This is a genomic window from Lysobacter sp. Soil_C_59 (assembly GCF_057656415.1).
This window is the reverse complement of the sequence record NZ_JBDGKK010000001.1, coordinates 664,607-687,674: the sequence shown is the minus strand read 5'-3', so window position 1 is coordinate 687,674 and position 23,068 is coordinate 664,607. Positions and strand designations below refer to the sequence as shown.

The window sequence follows — 23,068 nt, the reverse complement described above, 5'->3', positions numbered from 1 at the left end:
ATGGAAAGGGGTCTCGGGAAGCCGCGTCAGTACACTACCGTTTTGTGACGGTGGCATGACATGGTCACCAGGGCCGCTCCCGCCCGTCGCTACTGGCGCCGCAGGTCCTCGTCGCGGATGCCCTGGCGCTTGAGTTCCAGCACGGTCGGGGTGATCGCGGCGATGCGCGACTCGATCCGGGCGCGGGCGTAGTAATCCAGGTCGCCGCGGCGCTTGAGGGTGTTGAGCTGGACCAGCGCCTGTTCGGGACGGCCATTCAGGTAGGCCGCCTCGGCATAGGCCTCGCCGGCGCGGATCGGATCCCCGGCGATCTCGCAGGCGCGGGCGAAGGTGCTCTGGAAGATCGCGTCGTTGCCGGAACTGCCCAGCAGCGGTCGAAGCACGGCCTGCGCGCGCTTGCCGGCCTCGACGGTGTTGCGCTCGGAGAGCACGTCGGCGTAGGTCAGCACCACGGCGCGGTTGTTCGGCGTCTGCCGCAGCATCGTCTCGAAACGGGCCGTGGCCGCCGCCGCCTTGCCGCTGCGTGCCTCGGCCTGGCCCATCGCCAGGTTCAGCCACATGTCGCCCGGGTGCTCGACCAGCAGTTCGGCCAGGGTCGTCGCTGCGACGCCGGCCTGGTTACCGCGCAGGCGCGCCAGGGCCTGGCCGTAGCGCTGGGCATCGGTGAATTTCTTGCCGCCGGCCAGGCGTTCGTACTCGCGCAGGGCATCGCCCGGCGAGTCGGCGCTGAGTACGCGCAGACGCTCGCGGGCGAACTCGAAGCGGCCGGTGCCGCCGCTCTGTGCGGCCGAGTTGAGCTGCGCGCCGACGTCCAGGTTTGGCGGCAGCAGCGGGTTGTTGCTGCCATCGAGCGAGTACTGCGGCTTGGCGGTGCTGTCGGTGCGGCATTGCGGCGGGCCGTCCGGGTCGCGCACGCAGACTTCGGCGATGCCGCCCTTGTCGCGCTTGAGCTTGGCCGCGCGTTCCTTGGCTTCGGTGATTCGGGTGATCGTGACCGGGTGGGTCATCAGCCAGTCCGGCGATTCGCCCCAGTAGTTGGCGCCGTTGCTGCGCGAGCGTGCCTGCAGCGTGGCAAAGAAATCCGCCATCGCTTCCGGGTCGTAATTGCTGCGGGCCAGGGTCTGGATGCCGAGGCGATCGGCCTCGGACTCGTTGGAACGGGTGTAGTCGATCTGGCGCTGCTGCATCAGGCCCATGGCGCTGGCCATCGCCGCCTGGGCGGCGTCGTCGTCGGAGTTTCCGCCGGCGGCCTGCGCGGCGACGATCGCGCCGAGCATCGCCAGCAGGATCGGCAACTGGTCGCGCTGGGCGCGTTCGGCGCCGCGCAACACGTGCTGCTGGGTGACGTGGGCGATTTCGTGCGAGAGCACGCCGGCGACCTCGTCCTCGCGCTCGGCCGCCAGCACCAGCCCGGAGTTGACGCCGACGTAGCCGCCAAGCGTGGCGAAGGCGTTGATCTGGCGCTCGCGCAGCATGAAGAAGGTGAACGGCTGGCGCGGCCTGTCGCTGTTGGCGGCGAGGCGGGTGCCCAGGGTGTCGAGCCAGCTGTCGATCAGCGGATCTTCGAGCAGGTAGTCGTAGTGTCGCAGCTGCGCCAGCATCATCGCGCCGTACTGCTCCTGCTGGCGCGGGGTCAGCAGTTCGCCGGCCGACGAACCGATGTCGGGCAGGTTGGACTCCTGCGCCGGCGCGCAGACGCTGGCGACGGCAAGGGTGAGGGCGGCGGTTAGCAGGGCGATGCGACGCAAGCAGGTGATCCCTCGAAAGGTTCGGGGCAGAATTCCAGGGCAACGGCGACAACGGCGTCCGCAGGATGCGGGGCGGCGTTGTCGCCCGGATGAATCGGCAGTTAATCCGGGCATCGATACTTGCCCGCCAGGGCGTCCCGGGGCCATCCACGCAACGGCTGTGTTCCGTGCATGGGCTGGAAATGAACCCGGGTCAGGCCCATATTCGACCACAGCCGCATCGGCGAGTTCATGCAGGAGAGACCGTTTTGAGCAGCACCGCGTCCGCCGCGCCAGGAACCGGTAGTTCCCACGCGCCCGAGATCACCATCTATACCACCGCGATCTGCCCCTATTGCATCGCGGCGAAGAATTTCCTGAAAAGCAAGAACCAGACCTGGACCGAGGTCCGGATCGATCTCGACCCGGCCCAGCGCGAGCTGATGCTCAGCCGTGCCCGTCGCACCAGCGTGCCGCAGATCTTCATCGGCGACACCCATGTCGGCGGCTACGACGACATGATCGCCCTGCACCGCGCCGGCGGCCTGGAACCCTTGCTGGCAGGTGGCGCATGAGCGGATCAGGCAACGAGACCGAGGGCGACCGCGTCGCCGAGTTCACCGCGTTCCGCAAGCGCATGAACGAGCGCATCCTGGCCGAGCCCAACCAGGTGGTGCGGCGCTTCTTCGCGCTCGACACCCAGACCTACCAGGCCGGCGCTCTCGACGTGAAGACCAAGGAGCTGCTGGGCCTGGTCGCCTCCATGGTGCTGCGTTGCGACGACTGCATCAGCTACCACGTCGCCCAGTGCAAGGAGGCCGGGGTCAACCGCGAGGAGATGTTCGAGGCGTTCTCGGTCGGCCTGGTGGTCGGCGGCTCGATCGTGATCCCGCACATGCGCCGCGCCGTCGATTTCCTCGACCGGCTGGAGCAGGGCGAGGCCTCGGCGCCCGAAGGCCACGACCACGGCTGAGGCCTGGTCCGGGCTGTGCCGGTAGTGGCGGCCCGCTCGTCGGCGACGGCCCGGGATGCGTTCCGGGCCTGCTTGAAACCGCTGTCACAGCCGTTCAGACGAAAGTCCCAGGCGCCCGGTCCAGCAGGACCGGGCGGCTTCCGGCATAATTCCGGGGCTAACCATCCGGCGCCGTACCCTCCGCAGGGCGCCCATCAGCCTGGAAGAAATCCCCTATGACGCAGACCATCACGGTCATCCGTGGCGACGGTATCGGCCCGGAAATCATGGACGCCACCCTGCACGTGCTCGACACGATGGATGTCGGACTGCAGTACGAATTCGCCGACGCCGGCCTGGTCGCGCTCGAGAAGCACGGCGAGCTGCTGCCGCAGGCGACGATGGATTCGATCCGCAAGAACCGCATCGCGCTCAAGAGCCCGCTGACCACGCCGGTCGGCGAGGGCTTCAGCTCGATCAACGTCGAGCTGCGCAAGCGCTTCGACCTGTACGCCAACGTGCGTCCGGCCAAGTCGTTCCCGAACACCAAGTCGCGCTTCCCGACCGGCGTCGACCTGATCACGGTGCGCGAGAACACCGAGGGCGCCTACATTGGCGAAGGCCAGACGGTGTCGGAAGACGGTGAAGTCGCCATGCTGACCCAGAAGGTCACGCGTCGCGGTTCCGAGCGCATCGTGCGCTACGCCTTCGAGCTGGCGCGCAAGACCGGCCGCAAGAAGGTCACGGTCGTGCACAAGGCCAACATCCTCAAGTCGACGTCGGGCCTGTTCCTCAAGACCGCGCGTGCGGTGGCGACGGAGTACCCGGACATCGAGTGCAACGAGATGATCGTGGACAACACCTGCATGCAGCTGGTGATGCGTCCGGAGCAGTTCGACATCATCGTCACCACCAACCTGTTCGGCGACATCATTTCCGATCTGTGCGCGGGCCTGGTCGGTGGTCTCGGCCTTGCACCGGGCGCCAACATCGGCACCGATGCGGCGATCTTCGAGGCCGTGCACGGCACCGCTCCCGACATCGCAGGGCAGGGCAAGGCCAATCCGTGCGCGCTGCTGCTCGGCGCGGCGCAGATGCTCGATCACCTCGGCCAGCCGGAAAAGGCGAGCCGCCTGCGCGCGGCGATCATCGCCACGCTCGAGGCCAAGGACTCGCTGACTCCGGACCTGGGTGGCAGCGGCAACACGATGTCGTTCGCCAAGGCGATCGCTGGTCGGATCTGATCCGCTTCGGTGTCGACTCCAGACGGGGCGCTTCGGCGCCCCGTTTGCGTTTGGGCTGAACCGTCATTCCCGCGAAGGCGGGAACCCGGTGACGTTGCCCTGGAGCCCGTCATTCCCGCGAAGGCGGGAATCCATGGACGTTGCTCGCTGGCCGTATACCCGCCACCACCTGCGCGCCATCCTCACCCACGCGCAGCCATCGTTCCGCCCATGCACTCGACAGTGCCCGTGCTGCGCTGCAAAATCCGCAGGCTTATAAATCCATCCGGATAGAAAGATGAACGAGTCGGTCCGCCCGAGCGCCTGGGCGTTGGCACCATTGCTGCTGTTCCTGGCGCTGTTCTTCGGTGCGGGCCTGTACTACACGACCCATGGCGAAGCGATGGGCTTCTATCAGTTGCGTGCGCCGGTGGCGATCCTGCCGGCGTTGGCGCTGTCGGCGTTCATCGCCTGGCGCCGCGGGCTCAAGCCGCTGGAGACGCTGCTGTCGGGCATGGGCGACCACAACGTGGTGCTGATGTGCCTGATCTTCCTGCTCGCCGGTGGCTTCGTCGAGGTGTCCAAGGCGATCGGGGCCGTCGACGCGATCGTCGCGCTCGGCATCGGCCACGTGCATCCGGCACTGCTGCTGCCGGGCCTGTTCGTCGTCGCCGGCTTCATCTCGCTGTCGCTGGGCACCTCGATGGGCACGATCGCCGCGGTGGCGCCGATCGCGCTGGGCGTGTCCGACGCGTCCGGCCTGGACCGCGCGCTGGTGCTCGGTGCGGTGATCGGTGGTGCGACGTTTGGCGACAACCTGTCGGTCATCTCCGATACCGCCATCGTCGCCAGCCGCACCCAGGGCTGCAGCATGCGCGACAAGTTCCGCGAGAACCTCAAGCTGGCGCTGCCGGCGGCGGTGCTCACCGTGATCGTGCTGGGCCTGGTGGCCGATACGGCCCCGGTGCAGCCGCTGGATCCGGTGTCGCCGTGGCTGATCGTGCCGTACCTGATCGTGCTCGGGCTGGCGCTGGCCGGTGTCGACGTGATCATCGTGCTGAGCCTGGGATTGGTGATCGCCGGTGTGTTCGGCGCAATCTTCAGCGACGAGTTCGGTGTCGCCTCCTACGCCACCCATATCTGGGAAGGCTTCGAGAGCATGGTCGAGATCACCCTGTTGTCGCTGCTGGTCGGCGGCCTGGGCGCGCTGATGAAAGCCACCGGCGGACTGACCTGGCTGGCGCAGGTGATCGGTCGCTTCGCCCGTGGGCACCGCAGCCGCCGCGCCGGTGAAATCAGCATCGCCACGCTGTCGGCGACGACGGATGTGTTCACCGCCAACAACACCGTCGCCATCCTGATCAGCGGCGGCCTTGCCCGTGACATCGCCCAGCAGCACGGCGTGCCGCCGGCGCGCGCGGCCAGCGTGCTCGACATCTTTGCCTGCGTCACGCAGGGCGTGCTGCCCTACGGCGCGCAGATCCTGCTGGCGGCATCGCTCGGTGCGGTATCGCCGCTGGCGCTCGCGGGCAGCGTCCACTACAGCTGGCTGCTCGGCGCGATCACGGTGATCGCGATGCTGTGGCCGCGTCGCGAGAAAGCGGCCGTGCAACTCAGTCCCGATGGCGGCTGAAAAAAAAGGGCGCGGATCCCCGCGCCCTTTTTCATTGCGAAGCAGTGGACTCAGTCGCGCGACTGCAGCTTCGACAGCAGGCGCAGGAACTCGACGTACAGCCACACCAGCGTGACCATCAGTCCGAACGCGCCGTACCACTCCATGTACTTCGGCGCGTTCTGTTCCACGCCGGTCTCGATGAAGTCGAAATCCAGCACCAGGTTCATCGCGGCGATGACCACCACGAACAGGCTGAAGCCGATGCCGATCAGGCCGGACTCGTGGATGTAGGGCACGTTGATGCCGAACATGCCAAGTCCCATCGTCACCAGGTAGAGCAGGGCGATGCCGCCGGTGGCCGCGGCCACGCCGAGCTTGAAGTTCTCGGTTGCGCGGATCAGTCCCGAGCGATAGGCGAACAGCAGGGCGAACAGCGTGCCGATGGTCAGCATCACCGCCTGCAGCACGATGCCCTCGAAGCGATGGTTGTACATGGCCGAGATCGCGCCGAGGAAGAAGCCCTCGACCAGCGCGTACAGCGGCGCCGTCACCGGCGACCATTCCTTCTTGAACGCGGTGACCAGGGCCAGCACCAGGCCGCCGATCGCGCCGCCCCACAGGTAGGGGCCCGCGCCGACGGGGCCGGCGGCGGTAAAGCTGATCTGGCTCCAGGCGAAGGTCGCCGTGATCACGCACAGCAGCAACAGCAGGCCGGTCTTGTTGACCGTGCCGACCAGGGTCATGGCATCGCCGTCGCGGCGTACCACCGTGCCGCTGCCGAGGTCCAGAAACGTCGTGTCCTTAAGTGCCGGATTGCCGCTGCGCATGCGTGTCCCCTTGTTTCGAATCGATGGAATGTGAACGGGGCGAGCATACACGCAGCCATGAGGCGCCTGGAGGCATCGCGTCGTTGACACGGAGGCGTCGTCCGCCCAAACTAGCCGGCCTTTCGCGGCGTTGGCGCGCAACGAAAGTCCGGGACTCGGGGTATAGCTCAGCCTGGTAGAGCGCCAGCTTTGGGAGCTGGATGTCGTGGGTTCGAATCCCTCTGCCCCGACCATCCGCCAGTGCTCGACCGAAGCTTTTGCCGAGTGTCAGTTGAAGTGTCAGTTAAGATGCGACGCTGGCGCCCGTAGCTCAACCGGATAGAGCACCGGCCTTCTAAGCCGGTGGTTGTGGGTTCGAGTCCCGCCGGGCGCGCCAAACATGTGGGTCAGGCATCCGTGCCGGCACACATGTCAGAAACACCGTGAAAACAAGCTTTATGGTGGCTGTAGCTCAGTTGGTTAGAGTACTGGATTGTGATTCCAGATGTCGGGGGTTCGAGTCCCCTCAGCCACCCCATTTTGTTGTTGCGTGATGTTGGCGAGATCGATTTTTGTTGTTATGATTTCGCACCTAGTTGTTCCGGGCCGTTAGCTCAGTTGGTAGAGCAGTTGACTCTTAATCAATAGGTCCAAGGTTCGAATCCTTGACGGCCCACCAATCCCGGAAAAGCACCTGGCAACCCCAGGTGCTTTTTTCTTTTCTGGCGCCGGGCCTAGAATGCCGCCGCGACGGTCACGTCCCCGGGCTGGCAGCGCGAAAGTGGCGGAATTGGTAGACGCCCTGGATTTAGGTTCCAGTGCCGCAAGGCGTGCGGGTTCGAGTCCCGCCTTTCGCACCAGCCTGCCGTACCGGCAGGCTGATATTTGCAGTTGAGCGAGCGCTCGCGAGTAGTCACCTCGACGGGTCAGCTTTTGACGTCCCGGCCCCCCGTTTCGGCCCCGGGAAGTGCCCCCTCAGCCGGCCACTCCCTGAATCCGTCCCCACGCTGGCGGCGCGGCCCGTAATCGGCGAAACTATTCCGTTCCGCTGGCCGGCGGGCTTGTTTTCGCTGCGGCCGCGGTCGGACAGGATCATCAACATCGTGCCGCGGCTGGTCGCCGCGGTGGCAGGAGTGGATATGCAAGTTTCGGTCGAATCGCTCGGTAACCTCGAACGTCGCATGACTTTCAGCCTCCCGGCGGATCGCCTGGAAGCAGTGGTCGGCGGCCGCCTGCGCGAGATCTCGCGCGGCGCCAAGATCAAGGGTTTCCGCCCCGGCAAGATCCCCGCAAAGGTGATCGAGCAGCGCTTTGGCGCCCAGGTCCGCGCCGAGGTCCTTGACGGCCTGCTGCGTGAAGGTTTCACCAATGCGGTGCGCGAGCAGTCGCTGCAGATCGCGGGCAACCCGCAGATCGTCCCGGCCGCGGACGCCGAGCTGGCCTACGTGGCCACCTTCGAGGTCGTGCCGGATTTCGGTGACATCGACGTCGCCAAGCTCAACGTCATCCGTCATACCGCCGAAGTCAGCGATGCCGACATCGACGCGATGATCGAGAACCTGCGCATGCAGCGTCGCAGCTGGAACGCGGTCGAGCGCGAAGCCGCCACTGGCGACGCCGTCGAGATCGAGACCTGGTCGCAGGCCGGCGACGACCGCCTGCCCGCCGAGGGCGTCGAGCGCGGTGCCACGATCATCGGTTCGGCCTCCATGCTGCCGGCGATCGAGTCGGCCCTGGTCGGCCTCAAGGCTGGCGACGAAAAGGTTGCCGAGATCGAATTCCCGGCCGAATGGCGCGTGCCGCAGTTCGCCGGCCGCACCGTCCAGGTCCACCTCAAGGCGACCAAGGTTTCCGAGCCGGTGCTGCCGGAGGTCGACTTTGCCTTCATCAAGAGCTTCGGCGTGCGCAGCGGCGATGCCGAGCAGTTCCGCGCCGACATCCGCAGCAACCTGGAGCGCGAGCTCAAGGGCGCGCTGATGACCCGCCTGCGCCGTGAAGTCGGCGAGCAGCTGATTGCCGGTTACTCGCACGTCGAAATGCCGCCGAAGCTGGTCGAAGGCGAGGCCCGCGACATGGCCCGCCAGACCATCGAGCAGGCCCGCCGCCAGGGCCGTGCCATCGGCGAGATCCCGGCCGATGCCCACATGGGCTTCATGGACGCCGCGCGCAAGCGCGTGCTGGTCGGCCTGATCGTCGGCGAGATCGCTCGCCGCAACGAGCTGCGCCTGGAGCCCAAGCGCGTCACCGAGACCCTGCAGCTGATCGCCTCGACCTACGAGGAACCGCAGCAGGTGATCGAGCTGTACCGCAATGACGCCCAGCTGATGTCGGGCCTGCAGGCCCGCGTGATGGAAGAGCAGGTGATCGACTGGATCGCCGAGCGCGCCCAGCACAACGAGCAGCCGCTTTCGTTCAACGAGGCGATCCGCCAGTAACCGCTGCGCCCGGCGCCACGACGGCGGCACCGCCAAGGTGCGGTCCGTCGTGGTCGACGGGCAATGGCGTGCGTGCCCCTTGCGCTCCGGTCCGGTTGGCCCCAATTTGACCGTACTACGCTTCCAGTTAGCGCCCAATCCCAGACCCAAGGTGCCGTTGAATCCATGGACAACCTGACACGAGCTTTGAATCTCGTCCCGATGGTGGTCGAACAGACCAGCCGCGGCGAGCGTGCCTACGACATCTATTCGCGCCTGCTCAAGGAGCGCGTGATCTTCCTGGTCGGCGGCGTCGACGACCATGTCGCCAACGTGATCGTGGCGCAGATGCTGTTCCTCGAGGCCGAGAACCCCGAGAAGGACATCAGCCTGTACATCAATTCGCCCGGTGGCGTCGTCACCGCCGGCCTGGCGATCTACGACACCATGCAGTACATCAAGCCGGACGTGAGCACCATCTGCGTCGGCCAGGCCGCCTCGATGGGCGCGCTGCTGCTGGCGGCCGGTGCCAAGGGCAAGCGTTACGCCCTGCCCAATTCGCGCGTGATGATCCACCAGCCGCTCGGCGGCTTCCAGGGCCAGGCCACGGACATCGACATCCATGCCCGCGAGATCCTGACCCTGCGCCAGCGCCTCAACGAGATCCTCGCCAAGCACACCGGCCAGGCCCTTGAGACCATCGCGCGCGACACCGAGCGCGACAACTTCAAGAGCGCCGAGGCCGCCCGCGAGTACGGTCTGGTTGACCAGGTGCTGGAACGGCGCCCGGAAGACTCGATCCAGACCAGCTGAGACAGCCCCCTGAGTCCGTCCAGGTCCTTGATCCAGCAGTCATTTAGGCCAACGAGCCGGCCCGCGAAGCGGGCCGGAGCGCTGTGTTATTCTCGGGCCGTAGCACCTGAACGCGTCCAGCCTTGGACGGGTTCCGGCACGAGCACCACCAAAAGCACCACCAAAAGCAACACTTGGGCACAAGCATGAGCGACGACCGACAGGGCCGCAGCACCGGCGACAGCAACAAGATTCTGTATTGCTCGTTCTGCGGGAAGAGCCAGCACGAGGTCCGCAAGCTGATTGCGGGCCCGAGCGTGTTCATCTGCGATGAGTGCGTCGAGCTGTGCAACGACATCATCCGCGAGGAACTCGAGGAGAAGGCGCAGTCGGCCCGCAGCCACCTGCCCAAGCCGCGCGAGATCCTCGAGGTGCTCGACCAGTACGTGATCGGCCAGACTCGCGCCAAGCGCACGCTCGCGGTCGCCGTGTACAACCATTACAAGCGCATCGAGAGCCGTCAGAAGAACGACGACGTCGAGCTCGCCAAGTCCAACATCCTGCTGGTCGGTCCGACCGGCTCGGGCAAGACGCTGCTGGCCGAAACGCTGGCGCGGCTGCTCAACGTGCCGTTCACGATCGCCGATGCGACCACGCTGACCGAAGCCGGCTATGTCGGCGAGGACGTGGAAAACATCATCCAGAAGCTGCTGCAGAAGTGCGACTACGACGTCGAGAAGGCGCAGCAGGGCATCGTCTACATCGACGAGATCGACAAGATCTCGCGCAAGAGCGACAACCCGTCGATCACCCGCGACGTGTCCGGCGAAGGCGTGCAGCAGGCGCTGCTCAAGCTGATCGAAGGCACCGTCGCCAGCGTGCCGCCGCAGGGCGGTCGCAAGCATCCGCAGCAGGAATTCCTGCAGGTCGACACGCGCAACATCCTGTTCGTCGTCGGCGGTGCATTCGCCGGCCTGGACAAGATCATCCAGCAGCGCAGCACCGAGGCCGGTGGCATCGGTTTCGGCGCCAAGGTCAAGAGCAGCGAGCGCAAGTCCGACATCGGCAAGCTGTTGGCCGACGTCGAGCCGGAAGACCTGATCAAGTTCGGCCTGATCCCCGAGTTCGTCGGCCGCCTGCCGGTGGTCGCCACGCTCGAGGAGCTCGACGAGCCGGCGCTGGTCAAGATCCTGACCGAGCCGAAGAACGCGATCACCAAGCAGTTCAAGAAGCTGTTCGACATGGAAGGCGTGGAACTGGAGTTCCGCCCGGACGCCCTGGCCGCGATCGCCCGCAAGGCGCTCAAGCGCAAGACCGGTGCCCGTGGCCTGCGGACGATCGTCGAGTCGGTATTGCTCGACACCATGTACGAGCTGCCGTCGCTTGAGAACGTCAGCAAGGTCGTCGTCGACGAGTCCGTGATCGACCACAAGACCGAGCCGTACCTGATCTACCAGACGCCGCCGGCCGCTCCCAAGGTCGCCTCGGCAGACTGACCAGTCGGGCAGTGCTCGCCCCTCCGCAGGAGGGTTGCCCGGCCCCTCCCGGCCGACCGGCCGGGAGCCAGCGCCAATGTGCGCTTATTCAGTGCTAATTGCCTGATTAATAAGGATTAATTGTGACCGGCCCGCAGCTTTCCCTGCGCGCCGCTTGCATCCTTTCACGCGGACCCCCATAACCGTGGCCATGGGCTTTTGAAGCCCACCGATCCCTCGGGCGCCGAGCCCGTCCACGCCTATTCCGGAGTTCCCCCTCATGTCCGACTCACCAGAACGCGAGACGCTGAGCCTGCCGGTGCTGCCGTTGCGCGACGTCGTCGTGTTCCCGCACATGGTGATCCCGCTCTTCGTCGGTCGTGACAAGTCCATCCATGCCCTGGACCAGGCCATGGAAGCCGACAAGCGCATCCTGCTGGTCGCCCAGAAGTCTGCCGAAACCGACGACCCGGGTGCCGCCGATCTCTACCAGATCGGCACGCTGGCGCAGGTGCTGCAACTGCTCAAGCTGCCCGACGGCACCATCAAGGTGCTGGTCGAGGGCGTGTCGCGCGTCAACGTGCATGACGTTGTCGAGGCGGGTGGCGCGCTCACCGGCCAGGCCGAAGTCGTCGAGCCGGAGAACGATCGCGAAGAGCGCGAGATCGAAGCGATCGCGCGTTCGCTGATGGGCCTGTTCGAGCAGTACGTCAAGACCAATCGCAAGCTGCCGCCGGAACTGATGCAGACCCTGTCGGGCATCGACGAACCCGGTCGCCTGGGCGACACCATCGCCGCGCACCTTGGCGTGCGCATCGGCGACAAGCAGAAGCTGCTGGAAACGCACGGCATCGGCACGCGACTCGAGCTGCTGGTCGGCCTGGTCGACGGCGAGATCGACGTGCAGCAGCTGGAAAAGCGCATCCGCGGCCGCGTCAAGTCGCAGATGGAGAAGAGCCAGCGCGAGTACTACCTCAACGAGCAGATGAAGGCGATCCAGAAGGAGCTCGGCGAGATCGATGATGCGCCCAACGACATCGACGAGCTGACCCGCAAGATCGCCGAAGCCGGCATGCCCAAGCCGGTGGAAACCAAGGCCAAGGCCGAGCTCAACAAGCTCAAGCAGATGTCGCCGATGTCGGCCGAAGCCGCCGTCGTGCGCAACTATCTCGACTGGCTGCTCGGCGTGCCGTGGAAGAAGCGCAGCAAGATCCGCAAGGACCTCAAGGCCGCGCAGGACGTGCTCGACGCCGACCACTTTGGCCTGGAGAAGGTCAAGGAACGCATCCTTGAATACCTGGCGGTGCAGTCGCGCGTGAAGCACATGAAGGGCGCGATCCTGTGCCTGGTCGGCCCGCCGGGCGTGGGCAAGACCTCGCTGGGGCAGTCGATCGCCAAGGCGACCAACCGCAAGTTCGTGCGCATGTCGCTCGGCGGCGTGCGTGACGAAGCCGAGATCCGTGGCCATCGCCGCACCTACGTCGGTTCGATGCCCGGCCGCATCGTGCAGAACCTCAACAAGATCGGCAGCAAGAACCCGCTGTTCGTGCTCGACGAGATCGACAAGATGTCGATGGACTTCCGCGGCGATCCGTCGTCGGCGCTGCTGGAAGTGCTCGATCCGGAACAGAACAACGCGTTCAACGACCACTACCTGGAAGTCGACCTCGACCTGTCGGAAGTGATGTTCGTGGCGACGTCGAACTCGCTCAACATCCCCGGCCCGCTGCTCGACCGCATGGAAGTGATCCGCATCCCGGGTTACACCGAGGAAGAAAAGCTCAACATCGCCATGCGTTACCTGATGCCCAAGCAGATCAAGGCCAATGGCCTGAAGCCTGAAGAGCTGAAGGTGGCCGAGGGTTCCGTGCGCGACATCGTGCGTTACTACACGCGCGAGTCGGGCGTGCGCAGCCTCGAGCGCGAGATCGCCAAGATCTGCCGCAAGGTGGTCAAGGAAATCGCGCTCGCCGGACCGAAGGCGAAAAAGGCCAAGACCACGGCGGTCAACGTCACCTCGAAGAATCTCGACAAGTACCTGGGCGTGCGTCGCTACGACTTCGGTCGCGCCGAGGAGCAGAACGAGATCGGCTTGGTGACCGGCCTGGCCTGGACCGAAGTGGGCGGCGATCTGTTGCAGATCGAATCGACGCTGGTGCCGGGCAAGGGCCAGCTGTTGCTGACCGGCCAGTTGGGCGACGTCATGAAGGAGTCGGCTTCGGCCGCGCTCTCGGTCGTGCGTGCGCGCACCGACCGGCTCGGCATCGACCTGGATTTCCTGCAGAAGCAGGACGTCCACGTCCACGTGCCCGAAGGCGCCACGCCCAAGGACGGCCCCAGCGCCGGCATCGCGATGGCCACCGCGCTGGTATCGATGCTTACCCGCAACCCGGTCAAGGCCGACGTGGCGATGACCGGCGAGATCACCTTGCGCGGCCGCGTGCTGCCGATCGGTGGACTGAAGGAAAAGCTGCTGGCGGCGCTGCGCGGCGGCATCCACACCGTGATCATTCCGGACGAGAACCGCAAGGATCTGGTCGACCTGCCCAAGGCGGTGACGCAGGGCATGAAGATCATTCCGGTGAAGTGGATCGACGAAGTGCTCGACATCGCTCTGGAACGCCCGCTGGCACCCGTGCCGGCATCGGGACAGGGTGAGGTACCGGTGCGCGATGGCACCGGCACGGTGACGCAGGCAGACCTCAAGCACTGATCGGTTGCACTTGTTCCGATCATGTCGATCGCGTTGATTGAGCATGGCTGGAAGCCGCGCCACAGCTAGCTTTCAGGCTTGCACCCCTAAAATGCCGCTGGTATAACGGCTGCGTCCGCGCAGATGGCTGACGAATTCACCGTCTGCGCGGCACCAGTCGATCGGGCGCATGTCCCGATTATCAGAACATGCGGCAACATCCGCACAGGGAGTCAAAACGAATGAACAAGGCTGAGTTTGTTGGCGCCGTCGCCGAAGCTGCAGAGCTGTCCAAGACCGATGCCGCCAACGCCGTCGACGCCGTGATCAGCGTCGTCACCAAGGCGCTGAAGAAGGGCGACACGGTGACGCTGGTCGGCTTCGGCACGTTCCAGGTCCGCAAGCGCGCCGCCCGCCAGGGCCGCAATCCGAAGACCGGCGAGACGATCAAGATCAAGGCCTCGAAGAATCCTTCGTTCAAGGCTGGCAAGGCGCTCAAGGATGCCGTAAACTAAGCGACTCGCACGCGGGTGCTTAGCTCAGCGGTAGAGCGTCTCCTTTACACGGAGAGGGTCGGGGGTTCGAAACCCTCAGCACCCACCAGATAAGCACCAGGCTGTGAACGTTTTCAAAAGTGCGGAGTGGTAGTTCAGTCGGTTAGAATGCTGGCCTGTCACGCCGGAGGTCGCGGGTTCGAGTCCCGTCCACTCCGCCAGTTTCGCCAAAGGCGCCGGCAACGGCGCCTTTGTTTTCCAAAGGGTAAGGGCAATGGATTTCCGTCTCTGGCGGAACCGGAGCCGGGCCTGCAAGGGCCAAGTTTCAAAGCGCGGAGTGGTAGTTCAGTCGGTTAGAATGCTGGCCTGTCACGCCGGAGGTCGCGGGTTCGAGTCCCGTCCACTCCGCCAGTTTTACCGAGGGCGCCGGCAACGGCGCCCTTTTTTCTTCATGTATGGAGCGCCCATGGCGCCCTTTTTTTGAACCGCGCCGGCAACGGCGCGTTTTTTTTGGCCGCCGTGCCGGGCCCGGGTGCCCGGGCCGACCTGCGGCCCTGCCGTGGCCCCGGGAATCCCGCGCTGCCGGCCCCGTTTGCAGGCCTCCAAGCACGCTAAACTGTCCGGCTTACGACTGACGCGTGCCGGATATGCTGCAGAAACTTCGCGACAAGACCTCGGGCTGGATCGCCACCGTGATCCTGGGCCTGCTGATCATTCCCTTCGCCTTCGTCGGTATCGAGCAGTACCTCGGCCAGCGCACCGACAACTCGGTGGCGAAGATCGACGTGCCGCCGACCTGGTGGCCGTCGGCGCCGTCGTTCTGGCCGGTGTCGGTGTTCTGGCAGCACGACTCGATCGGCATCGACGAGTTTCGCAGGACCTTCGAGCAGGCGCGCCAGCAGCAGCGCGCGCAGCAGGGCGAGGCGTTCGACGCGCGTGCTTTCGAAAGCGTCGACAACAAGCGCGCGATCCTCGACGGCCTGATCGATGCCCGCGTGCAGCAGCTCTCCGCGCAGCGCGACGGCATGGTCGTCAGCGATGCGATGGTGCGCAAGTCGATCCAGGAAGTCCCGGGCTTCCAGGTCGATGGCAAGTTTGATTACACGCGTTACAAGCTGGCGCTCGCGTCGCAGGTGCCGGCGCTGAACGAGCGCCAGTTCGAGCAGCAGGTGCGCGAGGGCCTGCAGCAGTCGATGATGTCGATGGGCGTGGCCGCCAGCAATTTCGTCACCGCCGCCGAGATGGACCGCCTGTTGCATCTGATGGGCGAGCAGCGCGACGCCAGTGTGTTGCCGCTTCCGGCTCCGGTCGCCGACACCGGTGCGGTGACCGCCGCGGAGATCCAGAAGTGGTACGACGGCCATGCCGCGCAGTACCGCGCGCCGGAATCAGTGGCGATCGAGTACGTCGAGATCAACAGTGCGACGCTGCCGGCACCGGCGCCGGCGGATGACGCCACGCTGCGCCAGCGCTACGAGCAGGAAAAGAACCGCTTCATCGAAGCCGAGCAGCGCCTGGCCTCGCACATCCTCGTGCGCTTGCCGGAGGGTGCAGATGCTGCCGCGCAGAAGGCCGCAGAACTGAAGGCGACCCAGCTGGCCGCGCAGGCAAAGGCGCCTGGCGCCGACTTCGCCGCGCTGGCCCGCGCCAACAGCGACGACACCGGTTCGCAGGCCGTTGGCGGCGATCTGGGCTGGGTCAGCAAGGGCATGATGGTCGGCCCGTTCGAGAACGCCTTGTTCGCGATGAAGACGGGCGAAATCAGTGCGCCGGTCAAGAGCGAGTTCGGTTGGCACGTGATCCAGCTGCGCGAACTCAAGAGCGGTGCGCAGGAAAGCTTCGAGCAGGTGCGTGAGGCGCTGGCCCGCGAGCAGGCCGAGGCCGATCGCGAGCGCGTGGCCAGCGAGTTCAGCAGCCGCCTGGTCGACCTGACCCTGAAGAATCCGTCCTCGCTGGCGCCGGCTGCGCGCGAGATGAACATCCCGCTGCAGAAGGCCGGTCCGTTCTCGCGTACCAATGCGCAGGGCATCGTCGCCAACCCGGCGGTGGTCCGTGCTGCGTTCTCCGACAACCTGATCCAGGACGGCACGATCAGCGATCCGATCGAGTTGGCGCCGGGTCACAGCGTGCTGATTCGCGTCACCGCGCACACGCCGGAGCGGGCGTTGCCGCTGGCGCAGGTCCGCGACCAGGTGATCGCGGCGGTGCGCGCCGATCGCAGTGCGCAGGCCGCGCGCAAGGACGCCGATGCGCTGGTGGCGCGTCTGAAGGGTGGCGAGACGCTGGACGCCATTGCGGCTTCCCGTCAGTTGCCGCCGCCGCAGGTCCTGCCGGGTATTCCGCGCGGTGCGCCGGTCCCGGAGGCCAGCGTGGCCGATGCGATCTTCGCCGTTGCGGCTCCGGCCGCCGGCAAGGTTTCCCCTGGCCAGGCGCAGCTGAGTGATGGTCGCATCGTGCTGTTCGCGGTGAGCAAGGTGACGCCGGGCGACGTGGCGTCGATGCCGGCGCAGCAGCGCGAGATGCTGCAGCAGCAGATTGCCCGCATCGGCGGCAGCGATGACGTACGCGCGCTGGTTTCGCAGCTGCGCAAGCGCGTCAAGGTGACGGTGGTCGAGCGCAATCTCTGATTGCGCCTCGCGGCTGATGCACAGAAAAAAGCCCGGCAATGCCGGGCTTTTTTTGTGCCTGGTCCGCGACGAATTACTCGTTGCCGATCCCGGTCATGCCCAGGATGTTGTAGCCGGCATCGACGTAGGTGACTTCGCCGGTGACGCCGCTGGCGAGGTCCGAGCACAGGAAGGCGGCGACGTTGCCGACGTCTTCGATGGTGACCGTGCGGCGCAGCGGTGCGTTCTCCTCGACGTGGCCGAGGATCTTGCGGAAACCGGCGATGCCGGCGGCTGCGAGCGTCTTGATCGGACCGGCGGAGATGGCGTTGACGCGGGTGCCTTCCGGGCCGAGATTGCAGGCGAGGTAGCGGACCGAAGCTTCGAGGCTGGCCTTGGCCACGCCCATCAGGTTGTAACCGACCAGAGCGCGCTCGGCGCCGAGGTAACTCAGCGTCAGGATCGAACCGTTGCGGCCCTTCATCAGCGGACGTGCCGCCTTGGACAGCGCAGACAGCGAGTACGACGACACGTCGTGGGCGATGGCGAAGTTCTCGCGGGTCAGGCCGTCGAGGAACTGGCCGGCAATGGCTTCGCGCGGTGCAAACGCGATCGCGTGGACGAGGATGTCGAAGCCGTCGCTCCACTGTTGGCCGAGCTGCTCGAAGCAGGCGGCGATCTGTGCGTCATCGCTGACGTCGAGCGGCAGGACGATGTTGCTGCCGTACTCGGCGGCGGCCGACTCCACGCGCGACTTGAGCTTCTCGTTCTGATAGGTGAACGCCAGCTGCGCGCCTTCGCGGTGCATGGCCTCGGCGATGCCGCTCGCGATCGAGCGCTCGCTGGCGATGCCGGTGATCAGTGCACGCTTGCCTTGCAGAAAACCCATGAGCCGTTCCTTTCTGATGATGATGACCGCAGCGCCTGAGCGTAGCGCGGTCGAGCAAAGACTCTAGTGTAGCCGCCTGCGGGGGGCGGTTGCCGAGGGCGCCGTACGCGGTTTGACGATGCGGCGCCGTAGGGTCGGCGCCGCTGTCAGGGGGAGCCGGCCTCGGTCGGAACGCGGTTTCCCTGGCCGTATTGCGCATCGATGATCAGCAGCTGGCCGGGCCTGAGCACGGCGCGGGCGCCCAGGCCATTGCGCTGCATCAGGTCGGCGACACGGACGTCGTAGCGCCTGGCGATCGTCGAGGCGTTCTCGCCGCGCTTGACGGTGTGCTTGCGTGAAGGACCTGGCGAAGCGGCGGATGGCGGGCTGTCGACCGACGCGCTGTCGGCCGACGGCGCTGTCGACGCGACCGCATCCACCGGTGCTGCCGGTGCCGCGATCGCCAGCAGGCGGGCAGGGCGGGTGCCGATGCCGTCGGCGTAGACCGGATTCAGGCGGATGAGCTGATCGCTGTCCTGGCCGGTCCGGGCCGCCCACTGGTCGAGCCGCTTGATCTCGGCCGGTAGCGTCACGGCCTGCAATCGCGGCACGGGCCGGTCGAGCTGGCGAAGCCATTCCTCGCGATCGTCGGCCTGCTCCATCAGGCAGGACAGGGCGTGCAGCTTGCGCACGTAGGCCTGGGTGATGTCGGACAGGCCGACCAGCTGTTCGGGCCTGGCATCGCGCGCGACCTGGCCGCTGCGCTTGAGCGCGCCCATCACCCGGTACTCGCCGGCGTTGTAGGCCATCACCGCCAACCGCCAGTCGCCGGCGAACATGCCATGCAGCGTCTTGAGATAACGCACCGCGGCGGCAGTCGAATCCACTGGCGACAGCCGGCCGTCGTAACCGCTGCGCATCGGCACTTCGTGGTTGCGTGCGGTGATGGCGATCATCTGCCATAAGCCGGCCGGGCCGGCCGGGCTGCGCGCGCCGGGCCGGTAGCCGCTCTCGACGAACGGGATCAGCGCGAACTCGGTCGGCAGGTGCGCCTGGCGCAGGGCGTCGACGACGTAGCCGAACAGCGGCAACAGGTCGTCGTCGGCCGCGAGCCGCTTGGGGGCGGTGGCGAAATGCTGGCGCCAGCGCGGGGAGACGCCGCCGGCCTCGCACTCGGGCTCTGCCAGGCCAGCGCGGAACGCTTCGTAGATCTCGCGGCCGTTGCGGGTGGTCGGGTCGACGGTCCTGGTCGCGTCCTGCGCCTGGTTCGCGGTGTCCTGGGCCTGCGCCGGCAGCGCCAGGACGCCACCAAGGAAGAGGCCGGTCGCCAGCCGGCGCCATGGGCGGGCGCACGTCACGCGACGAATCCGTCCTTCCAGCGCCGCAATGCGGCGAATGCTTCGACACTGTCGGCCGGGGCCTGGCCGGTCTGGCGCTGCAGCGCGGCGCGGACTTCGGCGTTGTCCACGCGAAGGAAAGGGTTGGCCGCCAGTTCGCTGGCGATCGTGCTGGGCAAGGTCGGTTGACCGGTCTGGCGCATCGTCTGGGCATCCTCGGTGCGACGCGTCAGCGCCGGGTTTCCGGGTTCTACCACGCGGGCAAAGGCCGCGTTTGAGAGCGTGTACTCATGTCCGCAACACAGCCGGGTCTGCCCGGGCAGGGCGGCCAGGCGCGAAAGGGAATGGTGCATCTGTTCCGGGGTGCCTTCGAACAGTCGTCCGCAGCCGAGGCTGAACAGGGTGTCGCCGCAGAACAGCAGGTCGTGGCCGACGTAGGCGACGTGACTGAGCGTGTGCCCTGGCAGGGCCATGACCTCGAATTCCCAGCCGGCCAGCTCGAAGCGGTCGCCGTCGCCGACGCGGCGGGTCGCCGTGGCGATGCGGTCATCCACCGGGGCTATCACCGGCAGCTGGGGCCAGCGCTGGAGCAGGGCCGGGACCCCGCCGATGTGGTCGTGGTGGTGGTGGGTCAGCAGGATGCCGGCCGGCTGCAGTCCGGCGTCGGCCGCGGCCAGGACCGGCCCGGCTTCGCTGGGGTCGACGATCAGGGCGCGCGAGCCATCGTCGGCGGCACAGACCCAGATGTAGTTGTCGCTCAGGGCGGGCAGGGCCTGCAGGCGCATGCGCAATGATCCTCGGGGCTTGCCTGGGGGACACGGGCGTGCCGCACAATCGACTGACCGACAGAACTTCCCGATCCGTCAGACCGAACCGGCCCAGACCATGCCTCTCACCTCCCACCCCCGTCAACCAGACCAGGCCCATGCGCCGCTGGCCTGGTTCGGCAGCGAGGCCGGACAGGGCCTGCTGGCGGTGCAGGAAGCGGCGATGGCACGGGTGCTGGCCTCGCGACCGCCGGCGACCCCCTGGGCGTGGTTCGGGGTCCGCGGGGCCACCGCGCCGGAGATCGCCGAAGGCCGCGGCCTGGCCCTGCGTCGCAATGGCGCCGGCTTCGACGGCGGGGTCCGCTGCCGGTTGCCGTTGCCCTTCGCCAGCGAGGCCTTCGGCGCGATCCTGCTCCAGCACGCCCTCGATGATGGCTTTGCCATCGACCTGGTCCTGGACGAGTGCGCGCGGATGCTGATGCCCGGCGGCACGCTGTGGCTGGCCGCGCTCAATCCCTGGAGTCCTTACCGCGCGCGCTGGGCGCGCACCGGCCTGCATGCGCGCGATCCCGGCGGCTGGCAGTCGGCATTGCGACGCACCGGGTTCGCCGTCGATACGGTCAGCCTGCAATGGCTGGGGCCGCACTGGCGCGTTGCCCATGGCGACGTGGGCGTCGGTGCGGCCGACCGCCTGCGTGCCGGCATCGCGTTGACCGTCAACAAGCGCGTGCATGCGCTGATTCCGCCGACGCCACTGCGCAACCTGCGCTGGAGCCAGGTGTAGGTGGCCGCGTTGTTCGCAAGTCGCAGGCGAACCGTGCCCTGCGACTGCGCAATGCGGCGATAATGCCGCGATGAATTCAGACGCAAGCAATACCGACGCGCGCAAGCAGGTCGAAATCCATACCGACGGCGCCTGCCTGGGCAATCCCGGTCCCGGCGGCTGGGCCGCGCTGCTGCGCTTCCGCGGACGCGAGCGCGAGGTCGCCGGCGGCGAGGCCGATACCACCAACAACCGCATGGAGCTGATGGCGGCGATCATGGCGCTGGAAACGCTCAGCGAGCCGTGCGAGGTCATCCTCCACACCGACTCGCAATACGTGCGCCAGGGCATCACCGAATGGATCGGAAACTGGGTCCGCCGCGGCTGGAAGACCGCCGGCGGCGACCCGGTCAAGAACCGTGATCTGTGGGAGCGCCTGCATGCGGCGGCGCAGCGCCACACGATCCAGTGGAAGTGGGTGAAGGGCCATTCCGGCGACCCCGACAACGAGCGAGTCGACGTGCTCGCACGCCTGCAGGCACAGCGCCTGCGCGGCAGTTCGGCCGTGGCTCGCTGATGGCGTCCCCGCCGATGCCGACCGTGCCCGCGCCGGCGGCGCGGATTGCGTCGCGTCGCCTGTCCCGGCGAGCGGCGATCGTGTGAGAATGGCGCCGATGCGGCAGATCATCCTAGATACCGAAACCACCGGCCTGAGCTGGGAGCGCGGCAACCGCGTGGTCGAAATCGGCTGCGTGGAATACATCGAGCGCCGACCCAGCGGCCGCACCTTCCATGTCTACCTGAAGCCGGACTGCGATTTCGAGCAGGGCGCGCAGGAAGTCACCGGGCTGACCCTGGACTTCCTCGCCGACAAGCCGGTGTTCGCCGACGTGGTCGAAGAGTTCATCGCCTTCATCGACGGCGCCGAGCTGATCATCCACAACGCCGCCTTCGACGTCGGCTTCCTCGACAACGAGCTGCGCCTGGTGGGCTCGCAGTACGGCGGCCTGCGCGAACGCTGCAACGTCGAGGACACCCTGCTGATGGCGCGGCAGCGGTTCCCCGGCCAGCGCAACTCGCTCGATGCATTGTGCAAGCGGCTGGGCGTGGACAACTCCCACCGCCAGTTGCACGGCGCGCTGCTCGACGCGCAGATCCTCGCCGAGGTTTACCTCGCGCTGACCTCCGGCCAGGAGGAGATTGGTTTTGCCAGCGACGCCGCCGGCACCCAGGTCGAAGTGGTCAATTTCCGCACCGACCCGGCGGCGGCACGTCCGCGCGTGCAGGTGGCCGCGGACGAACTGGCGGCACACGAAGCCCGGCTGGACAAGCTGCGCAAGAAGGCCGGCAAGTGCGTCTGGGACCAGTTCATCGTGGTCGCCGAGGCCGAAGCGGAGCTGGAACCGGCCTGATCGTCTGAGTCCGCCCACTCGCCCGGCGTCATGCCGGTCGAGTTCAGTGGTGGCGGACCAGGATCACCGTGACGTTGTCGGAACCGCCGCCATCGAGCGCGGCGGCCACCAGGGAATCCACGCACTCCTGCGCACTGCAGTCGTCCTGCGCCAGCACGCGTGCGATGCCGCGGTCGTCGACTTCCTCTGTCAGGCCGTCGCTGCACAGCAGCAGCTGCATGCCGGGCTTGAGCTCGCCGGTCATGGTTTCGACATTCAGGTTGCGCGGGTCGGTCACGCCCAGTGCCTGGGTCACGACGTTGCGGTGGGGATGGCTGCGCGCCTGTTCATGGGTGATCGCACCGGTGGCGATCAGCTCCTGGACGTAGCTGTGGTCCTGCGACAACTGCGCCAGGTGTCCTTCGCGCCACAGGTACACGCGGCTGTCACCGACCCAGGCCACTTCGAAGCGGCTGCCGGCGATGCGCGCGGCGACCACGGTCGTGCCCATCGGCAACGCGTCGTTGCGGCGCTTGGAGGTTCGGATGATCTCTTCGTCGGCGATGCGGATCGCCTGCGCCAGCGGCGTGCCGTCGCGGATCTCGCGGACGATGGTCTCGCGTGCCAGTGCGCTGGCGACCTCGCCGTATTCGTGACCGCCCATTCCGTCGGCGACCAGCCACAGTCCCAGCTCGCCGTCACCGTAATAGGTGTCTTCGTTGAGCTCGCGGCGCAGGCCGACGTGAGTGAGGTGTCCGAATTCGATCATGCGTCGATCATGCCGGTCGCTGTCTCGGTGCTTGATGGCGGTTAACGGAATGATCGTGGCGGAGCGGCCGCGAGGCAAGGAGGAAACCTTCAGGTTGGCGCGGCGGCGACGCAAAGGTCCGGATTTGCCAGTCAACCGCCCCAAAACGCAAAACGCCCCACGAGGGGGCGTTTGCGTGAAACTGGCGGAGAGGGGGGGATTCGAACCCCCGGTACGCTATAAACGTACGCCTGATTTCGAGTCAGGTACATTCAACCACTCTGCCACCTCTCCGGGTGGTGCAGCGAGCCGGGAATTCTACGGGGCTTGCGCGCCGGCGGCAAGCACCACTGAGTGCGGCGAGCGGCCGGCTACACTATTGCTCCCCTGAACGAACG

Annotated in this window: 19 protein-coding genes and 9 tRNA genes; 21 read left to right on the top strand and 7 right to left on the bottom strand. The window is 66.6% G+C overall.

Features of this window, described 5'->3' with window-relative positions:
* Nucleotides 1-89 precede the first annotated feature (89 nt).
* The gene (locus tag AC3A3Q_RS03050) at nt 90-1,748 is read right to left on the bottom strand and encodes a M48 family metalloprotease (protein ID WP_487584814.1); all 1,659 of its coding nucleotides are present in this window, start codon (nt 1,746-1,748) and stop codon (nt 90-92) included.
* A 248-nt stretch (nt 1,749-1,996) separates the two neighbouring features.
* Between AC3A3Q_RS03050 and grxC the strand changes: the two genes are divergently transcribed.
* From grxC to AC3A3Q_RS03030, 4 genes are all read left to right on the top strand, one after another.
* The gene (gene grxC / locus AC3A3Q_RS03045; RefSeq protein WP_487584813.1) at nt 1,997-2,302 is read left to right on the top strand and encodes a glutaredoxin 3; all 306 of its coding nucleotides are present in this window, start codon (nt 1,997-1,999) and stop codon (nt 2,300-2,302) included.
* Nucleotides 2,299-2,700 (top strand): carboxymuconolactone decarboxylase family protein, encoded by a 402-nt coding sequence (locus AC3A3Q_RS03040; protein ID WP_200604559.1) that lies wholly within the window; start codon nt 2,299-2,301, stop codon nt 2,698-2,700. Before grxC ends, AC3A3Q_RS03040 begins: the two co-directional genes overlap by 4 nt.
* Before the next feature lie 215 nt (nt 2,701-2,915).
* Entirely contained in the window at nt 2,916-3,923 is a 1,008-nt protein-coding gene (locus AC3A3Q_RS03035; protein WP_487584812.1) for an isocitrate dehydrogenase, read from the top strand.
* 277 nt (nt 3,924-4,200) lie between these two features.
* Nucleotides 4,201-5,535, top strand: a complete 1,335-nt coding sequence (locus AC3A3Q_RS03030) for a Na+/H+ antiporter NhaC family protein (protein ID WP_487584811.1) — start codon at nt 4,201-4,203, stop codon at nt 5,533-5,535.
* Between the two features lie 50 nt (nt 5,536-5,585).
* Here the strand turns inward: AC3A3Q_RS03030 and AC3A3Q_RS03025 are convergent, their stop codons facing one another.
* Nucleotides 5,586-6,344 (bottom strand): Bax inhibitor-1/YccA family protein, encoded by a 759-nt coding sequence (locus AC3A3Q_RS03025; protein WP_487584810.1) that lies wholly within the window; start codon nt 6,342-6,344, stop codon nt 5,586-5,588.
* Nucleotides 6,345-6,500: 156 nt separating this feature from the next.
* Between AC3A3Q_RS03025 and AC3A3Q_RS03020 the strand changes: the two genes are divergently transcribed.
* From AC3A3Q_RS03020 to AC3A3Q_RS02955, 14 genes are all read left to right on the top strand, one after another.
* Nucleotides 6,501-6,577, top strand: a tRNA-Pro gene (locus AC3A3Q_RS03020).
* 66 nt (nt 6,578-6,643) lie between these two features.
* Nucleotides 6,644-6,720 (top strand) — tRNA-Arg (locus AC3A3Q_RS03015).
* A gap of 64 nt (nt 6,721-6,784) precedes the next feature.
* A tRNA-His gene (locus tag AC3A3Q_RS03010) sits at nt 6,785-6,861 on the top strand.
* 65 nt (nt 6,862-6,926) lie between these two features.
* A tRNA-Lys gene (locus AC3A3Q_RS03005) sits at nt 6,927-7,002 on the top strand.
* 96 nt (nt 7,003-7,098) lie between these two features.
* A tRNA-Leu gene (locus tag AC3A3Q_RS03000) sits at nt 7,099-7,183 on the top strand.
* A 279-nt stretch (nt 7,184-7,462) separates the two neighbouring features.
* Entirely contained in the window at nt 7,463-8,758 is a 1,296-nt protein-coding gene (tig, locus tag AC3A3Q_RS02995) for a trigger factor (protein ID WP_487584809.1), read from the top strand.
* Between the two features lie 165 nt (nt 8,759-8,923).
* Nucleotides 8,924-9,550 (top strand): ATP-dependent Clp endopeptidase proteolytic subunit ClpP, encoded by a 627-nt coding sequence (clpP, locus tag AC3A3Q_RS02990; protein WP_200604564.1) that lies wholly within the window; start codon nt 8,924-8,926, stop codon nt 9,548-9,550.
* A 185-nt stretch (nt 9,551-9,735) separates the two neighbouring features.
* Nucleotides 9,736-11,025 carry an ATP-dependent Clp protease ATP-binding subunit ClpX gene (gene clpX / locus AC3A3Q_RS02985; protein ID WP_158734065.1) on the top strand — a complete coding sequence of 430 codons (1,290 nt, stop codon included), beginning with the start codon at nt 9,736-9,738 and terminating at the stop codon, nt 11,023-11,025.
* A gap of 259 nt (nt 11,026-11,284) precedes the next feature.
* Complete coding sequence (gene lon, locus AC3A3Q_RS02980; protein WP_487584808.1) at nt 11,285-13,717, top strand: endopeptidase La; 2,433 nt, start codon at nt 11,285-11,287, stop codon at nt 13,715-13,717.
* Nucleotides 13,718-13,938: 221 nt separating this feature from the next.
* Complete coding sequence (locus AC3A3Q_RS02975; RefSeq protein ID WP_158734067.1) at nt 13,939-14,211, top strand: HU family DNA-binding protein; 273 nt, start codon at nt 13,939-13,941, stop codon at nt 14,209-14,211.
* A gap of 13 nt (nt 14,212-14,224) precedes the next feature.
* A tRNA-Val gene (locus tag AC3A3Q_RS02970) sits at nt 14,225-14,299 on the top strand.
* 35 nt (nt 14,300-14,334) lie between these two features.
* A tRNA-Asp gene (locus AC3A3Q_RS02965) sits at nt 14,335-14,411 on the top strand.
* Between the two features lie 113 nt (nt 14,412-14,524).
* Nucleotides 14,525-14,601, top strand: a tRNA-Asp gene (locus tag AC3A3Q_RS02960).
* A 236-nt stretch (nt 14,602-14,837) separates the two neighbouring features.
* Entirely contained in the window at nt 14,838-16,817 is a 1,980-nt protein-coding gene (locus AC3A3Q_RS02955; protein WP_487584807.1) for a peptidyl-prolyl cis-trans isomerase, read from the top strand.
* Nucleotides 16,818-16,890: 73 nt separating this feature from the next.
* On the opposite strand, the gene AC3A3Q_RS02950 is transcribed toward AC3A3Q_RS02955, so the two are convergent.
* From AC3A3Q_RS02950 to gloB, 3 genes are all read right to left on the bottom strand, one after another.
* Entirely contained in the window at nt 16,891-17,685 is a 795-nt protein-coding gene (locus AC3A3Q_RS02950) for an enoyl-ACP reductase FabI (RefSeq protein ID WP_200604567.1), read from the bottom strand.
* 146 nt (nt 17,686-17,831) lie between these two features.
* On the bottom strand, nt 17,832-19,022 hold the full coding sequence (locus tag AC3A3Q_RS02945) for a lytic transglycosylase domain-containing protein (RefSeq protein WP_487584806.1): 1,191 nt from the start codon (nt 19,020-19,022) through the stop codon (nt 17,832-17,834).
* Nucleotides 19,019-19,786 carry a hydroxyacylglutathione hydrolase gene (gene gloB, locus AC3A3Q_RS02940; RefSeq protein WP_487584805.1) on the bottom strand — a complete coding sequence of 256 codons (768 nt, stop codon included), beginning with the start codon at nt 19,784-19,786 and terminating at the stop codon, nt 19,019-19,021. Before gloB ends, AC3A3Q_RS02945 begins: the two co-directional genes overlap by 4 nt.
* A 100-nt stretch (nt 19,787-19,886) precedes the next feature.
* Between gloB and AC3A3Q_RS02935 the strand changes: the two genes are divergently transcribed.
* From AC3A3Q_RS02935 to dnaQ, 3 genes are all read left to right on the top strand, one after another.
* The gene (locus tag AC3A3Q_RS02935; RefSeq protein ID WP_487584804.1) at nt 19,887-20,552 is read left to right on the top strand and encodes a hypothetical protein; all 666 of its coding nucleotides are present in this window, start codon (nt 19,887-19,889) and stop codon (nt 20,550-20,552) included.
* Nucleotides 20,553-20,622: 70 nt separating this feature from the next.
* Complete coding sequence (gene rnhA, locus AC3A3Q_RS02930; RefSeq protein ID WP_487584803.1) at nt 20,623-21,108, top strand: ribonuclease HI; 486 nt, start codon at nt 20,623-20,625, stop codon at nt 21,106-21,108.
* 97 nt (nt 21,109-21,205) lie between these two features.
* The gene (gene dnaQ, locus AC3A3Q_RS02925) at nt 21,206-21,943 is read left to right on the top strand and encodes a DNA polymerase III subunit epsilon (protein ID WP_487584802.1); all 738 of its coding nucleotides are present in this window, start codon (nt 21,206-21,208) and stop codon (nt 21,941-21,943) included.
* Nucleotides 21,944-21,986: 43 nt separating this feature from the next.
* Here dnaQ and AC3A3Q_RS02920 read toward each other — a convergent pair whose 3' ends face one another.
* Entirely contained in the window at nt 21,987-22,691 is a 705-nt protein-coding gene (locus tag AC3A3Q_RS02920) for a PP2C family protein-serine/threonine phosphatase (RefSeq protein ID WP_158733659.1), read from the bottom strand.
* Nucleotides 22,692-22,873: 182 nt separating this feature from the next.
* A tRNA-Ser gene (locus AC3A3Q_RS02915) sits at nt 22,874-22,964 on the bottom strand.
* Nucleotides 22,965-23,068 lie beyond the last annotated feature (104 nt).

What these genes read in the sequence shown, in the direction of transcription:
- AC3A3Q_RS02950 (WP_200604567.1), bottom strand. Translation starts at nt 17,685, where the DNA reads ATGGGTTTTCTGCAAGGCAAGCGTGCACTGATCACCGGCATCGCCAGC.
- lon (WP_487584808.1), top strand. Translation starts at nt 11,285, where the DNA reads ATGTCCGACTCACCAGAACGCGAGACGCTGAGCCTGCCGGTGCTGCCG.
- dnaQ (WP_487584802.1), top strand. Translation starts at nt 21,206, where the DNA reads ATGCGGCAGATCATCCTAGATACCGAAACCACCGGCCTGAGCTGGGAG.
- AC3A3Q_RS02935 (WP_487584804.1), top strand. Translation starts at nt 19,887, where the DNA reads ATGCCTCTCACCTCCCACCCCCGTCAACCAGACCAGGCCCATGCGCCG.
- gloB (WP_487584805.1), bottom strand. Translation starts at nt 19,786, where the DNA reads ATGCGCCTGCAGGCCCTGCCCGCCCTGAGCGACAACTACATCTGGGTC.
- AC3A3Q_RS02920 (WP_158733659.1), bottom strand. Translation starts at nt 22,691, where the DNA reads ATGATCGAATTCGGACACCTCACTCACGTCGGCCTGCGCCGCGAGCTC.
- AC3A3Q_RS03035 (WP_487584812.1), top strand. Translation starts at nt 2,916, where the DNA reads ATGACGCAGACCATCACGGTCATCCGTGGCGACGGTATCGGCCCGGAA.
- AC3A3Q_RS03025 (WP_487584810.1), bottom strand. Translation starts at nt 6,344, where the DNA reads ATGCGCAGCGGCAATCCGGCACTTAAGGACACGACGTTTCTGGACCTC.
- AC3A3Q_RS03030 (WP_487584811.1), top strand. Translation starts at nt 4,201, where the DNA reads ATGAACGAGTCGGTCCGCCCGAGCGCCTGGGCGTTGGCACCATTGCTG.
- tig (WP_487584809.1), top strand. Translation starts at nt 7,463, where the DNA reads ATGCAAGTTTCGGTCGAATCGCTCGGTAACCTCGAACGTCGCATGACT.
- rnhA (WP_487584803.1), top strand. Translation starts at nt 20,623, where the DNA reads ATGAATTCAGACGCAAGCAATACCGACGCGCGCAAGCAGGTCGAAATC.
- clpX (WP_158734065.1), top strand. Translation starts at nt 9,736, where the DNA reads ATGAGCGACGACCGACAGGGCCGCAGCACCGGCGACAGCAACAAGATT.
- clpP (WP_200604564.1), top strand. Translation starts at nt 8,924, where the DNA reads ATGGACAACCTGACACGAGCTTTGAATCTCGTCCCGATGGTGGTCGAA.
- AC3A3Q_RS03040 (WP_200604559.1), top strand. Translation starts at nt 2,299, where the DNA reads ATGAGCGGATCAGGCAACGAGACCGAGGGCGACCGCGTCGCCGAGTTC.
- AC3A3Q_RS02975 (WP_158734067.1), top strand. Translation starts at nt 13,939, where the DNA reads ATGAACAAGGCTGAGTTTGTTGGCGCCGTCGCCGAAGCTGCAGAGCTG.
- AC3A3Q_RS02955 (WP_487584807.1), top strand. Translation starts at nt 14,838, where the DNA reads ATGCTGCAGAAACTTCGCGACAAGACCTCGGGCTGGATCGCCACCGTG.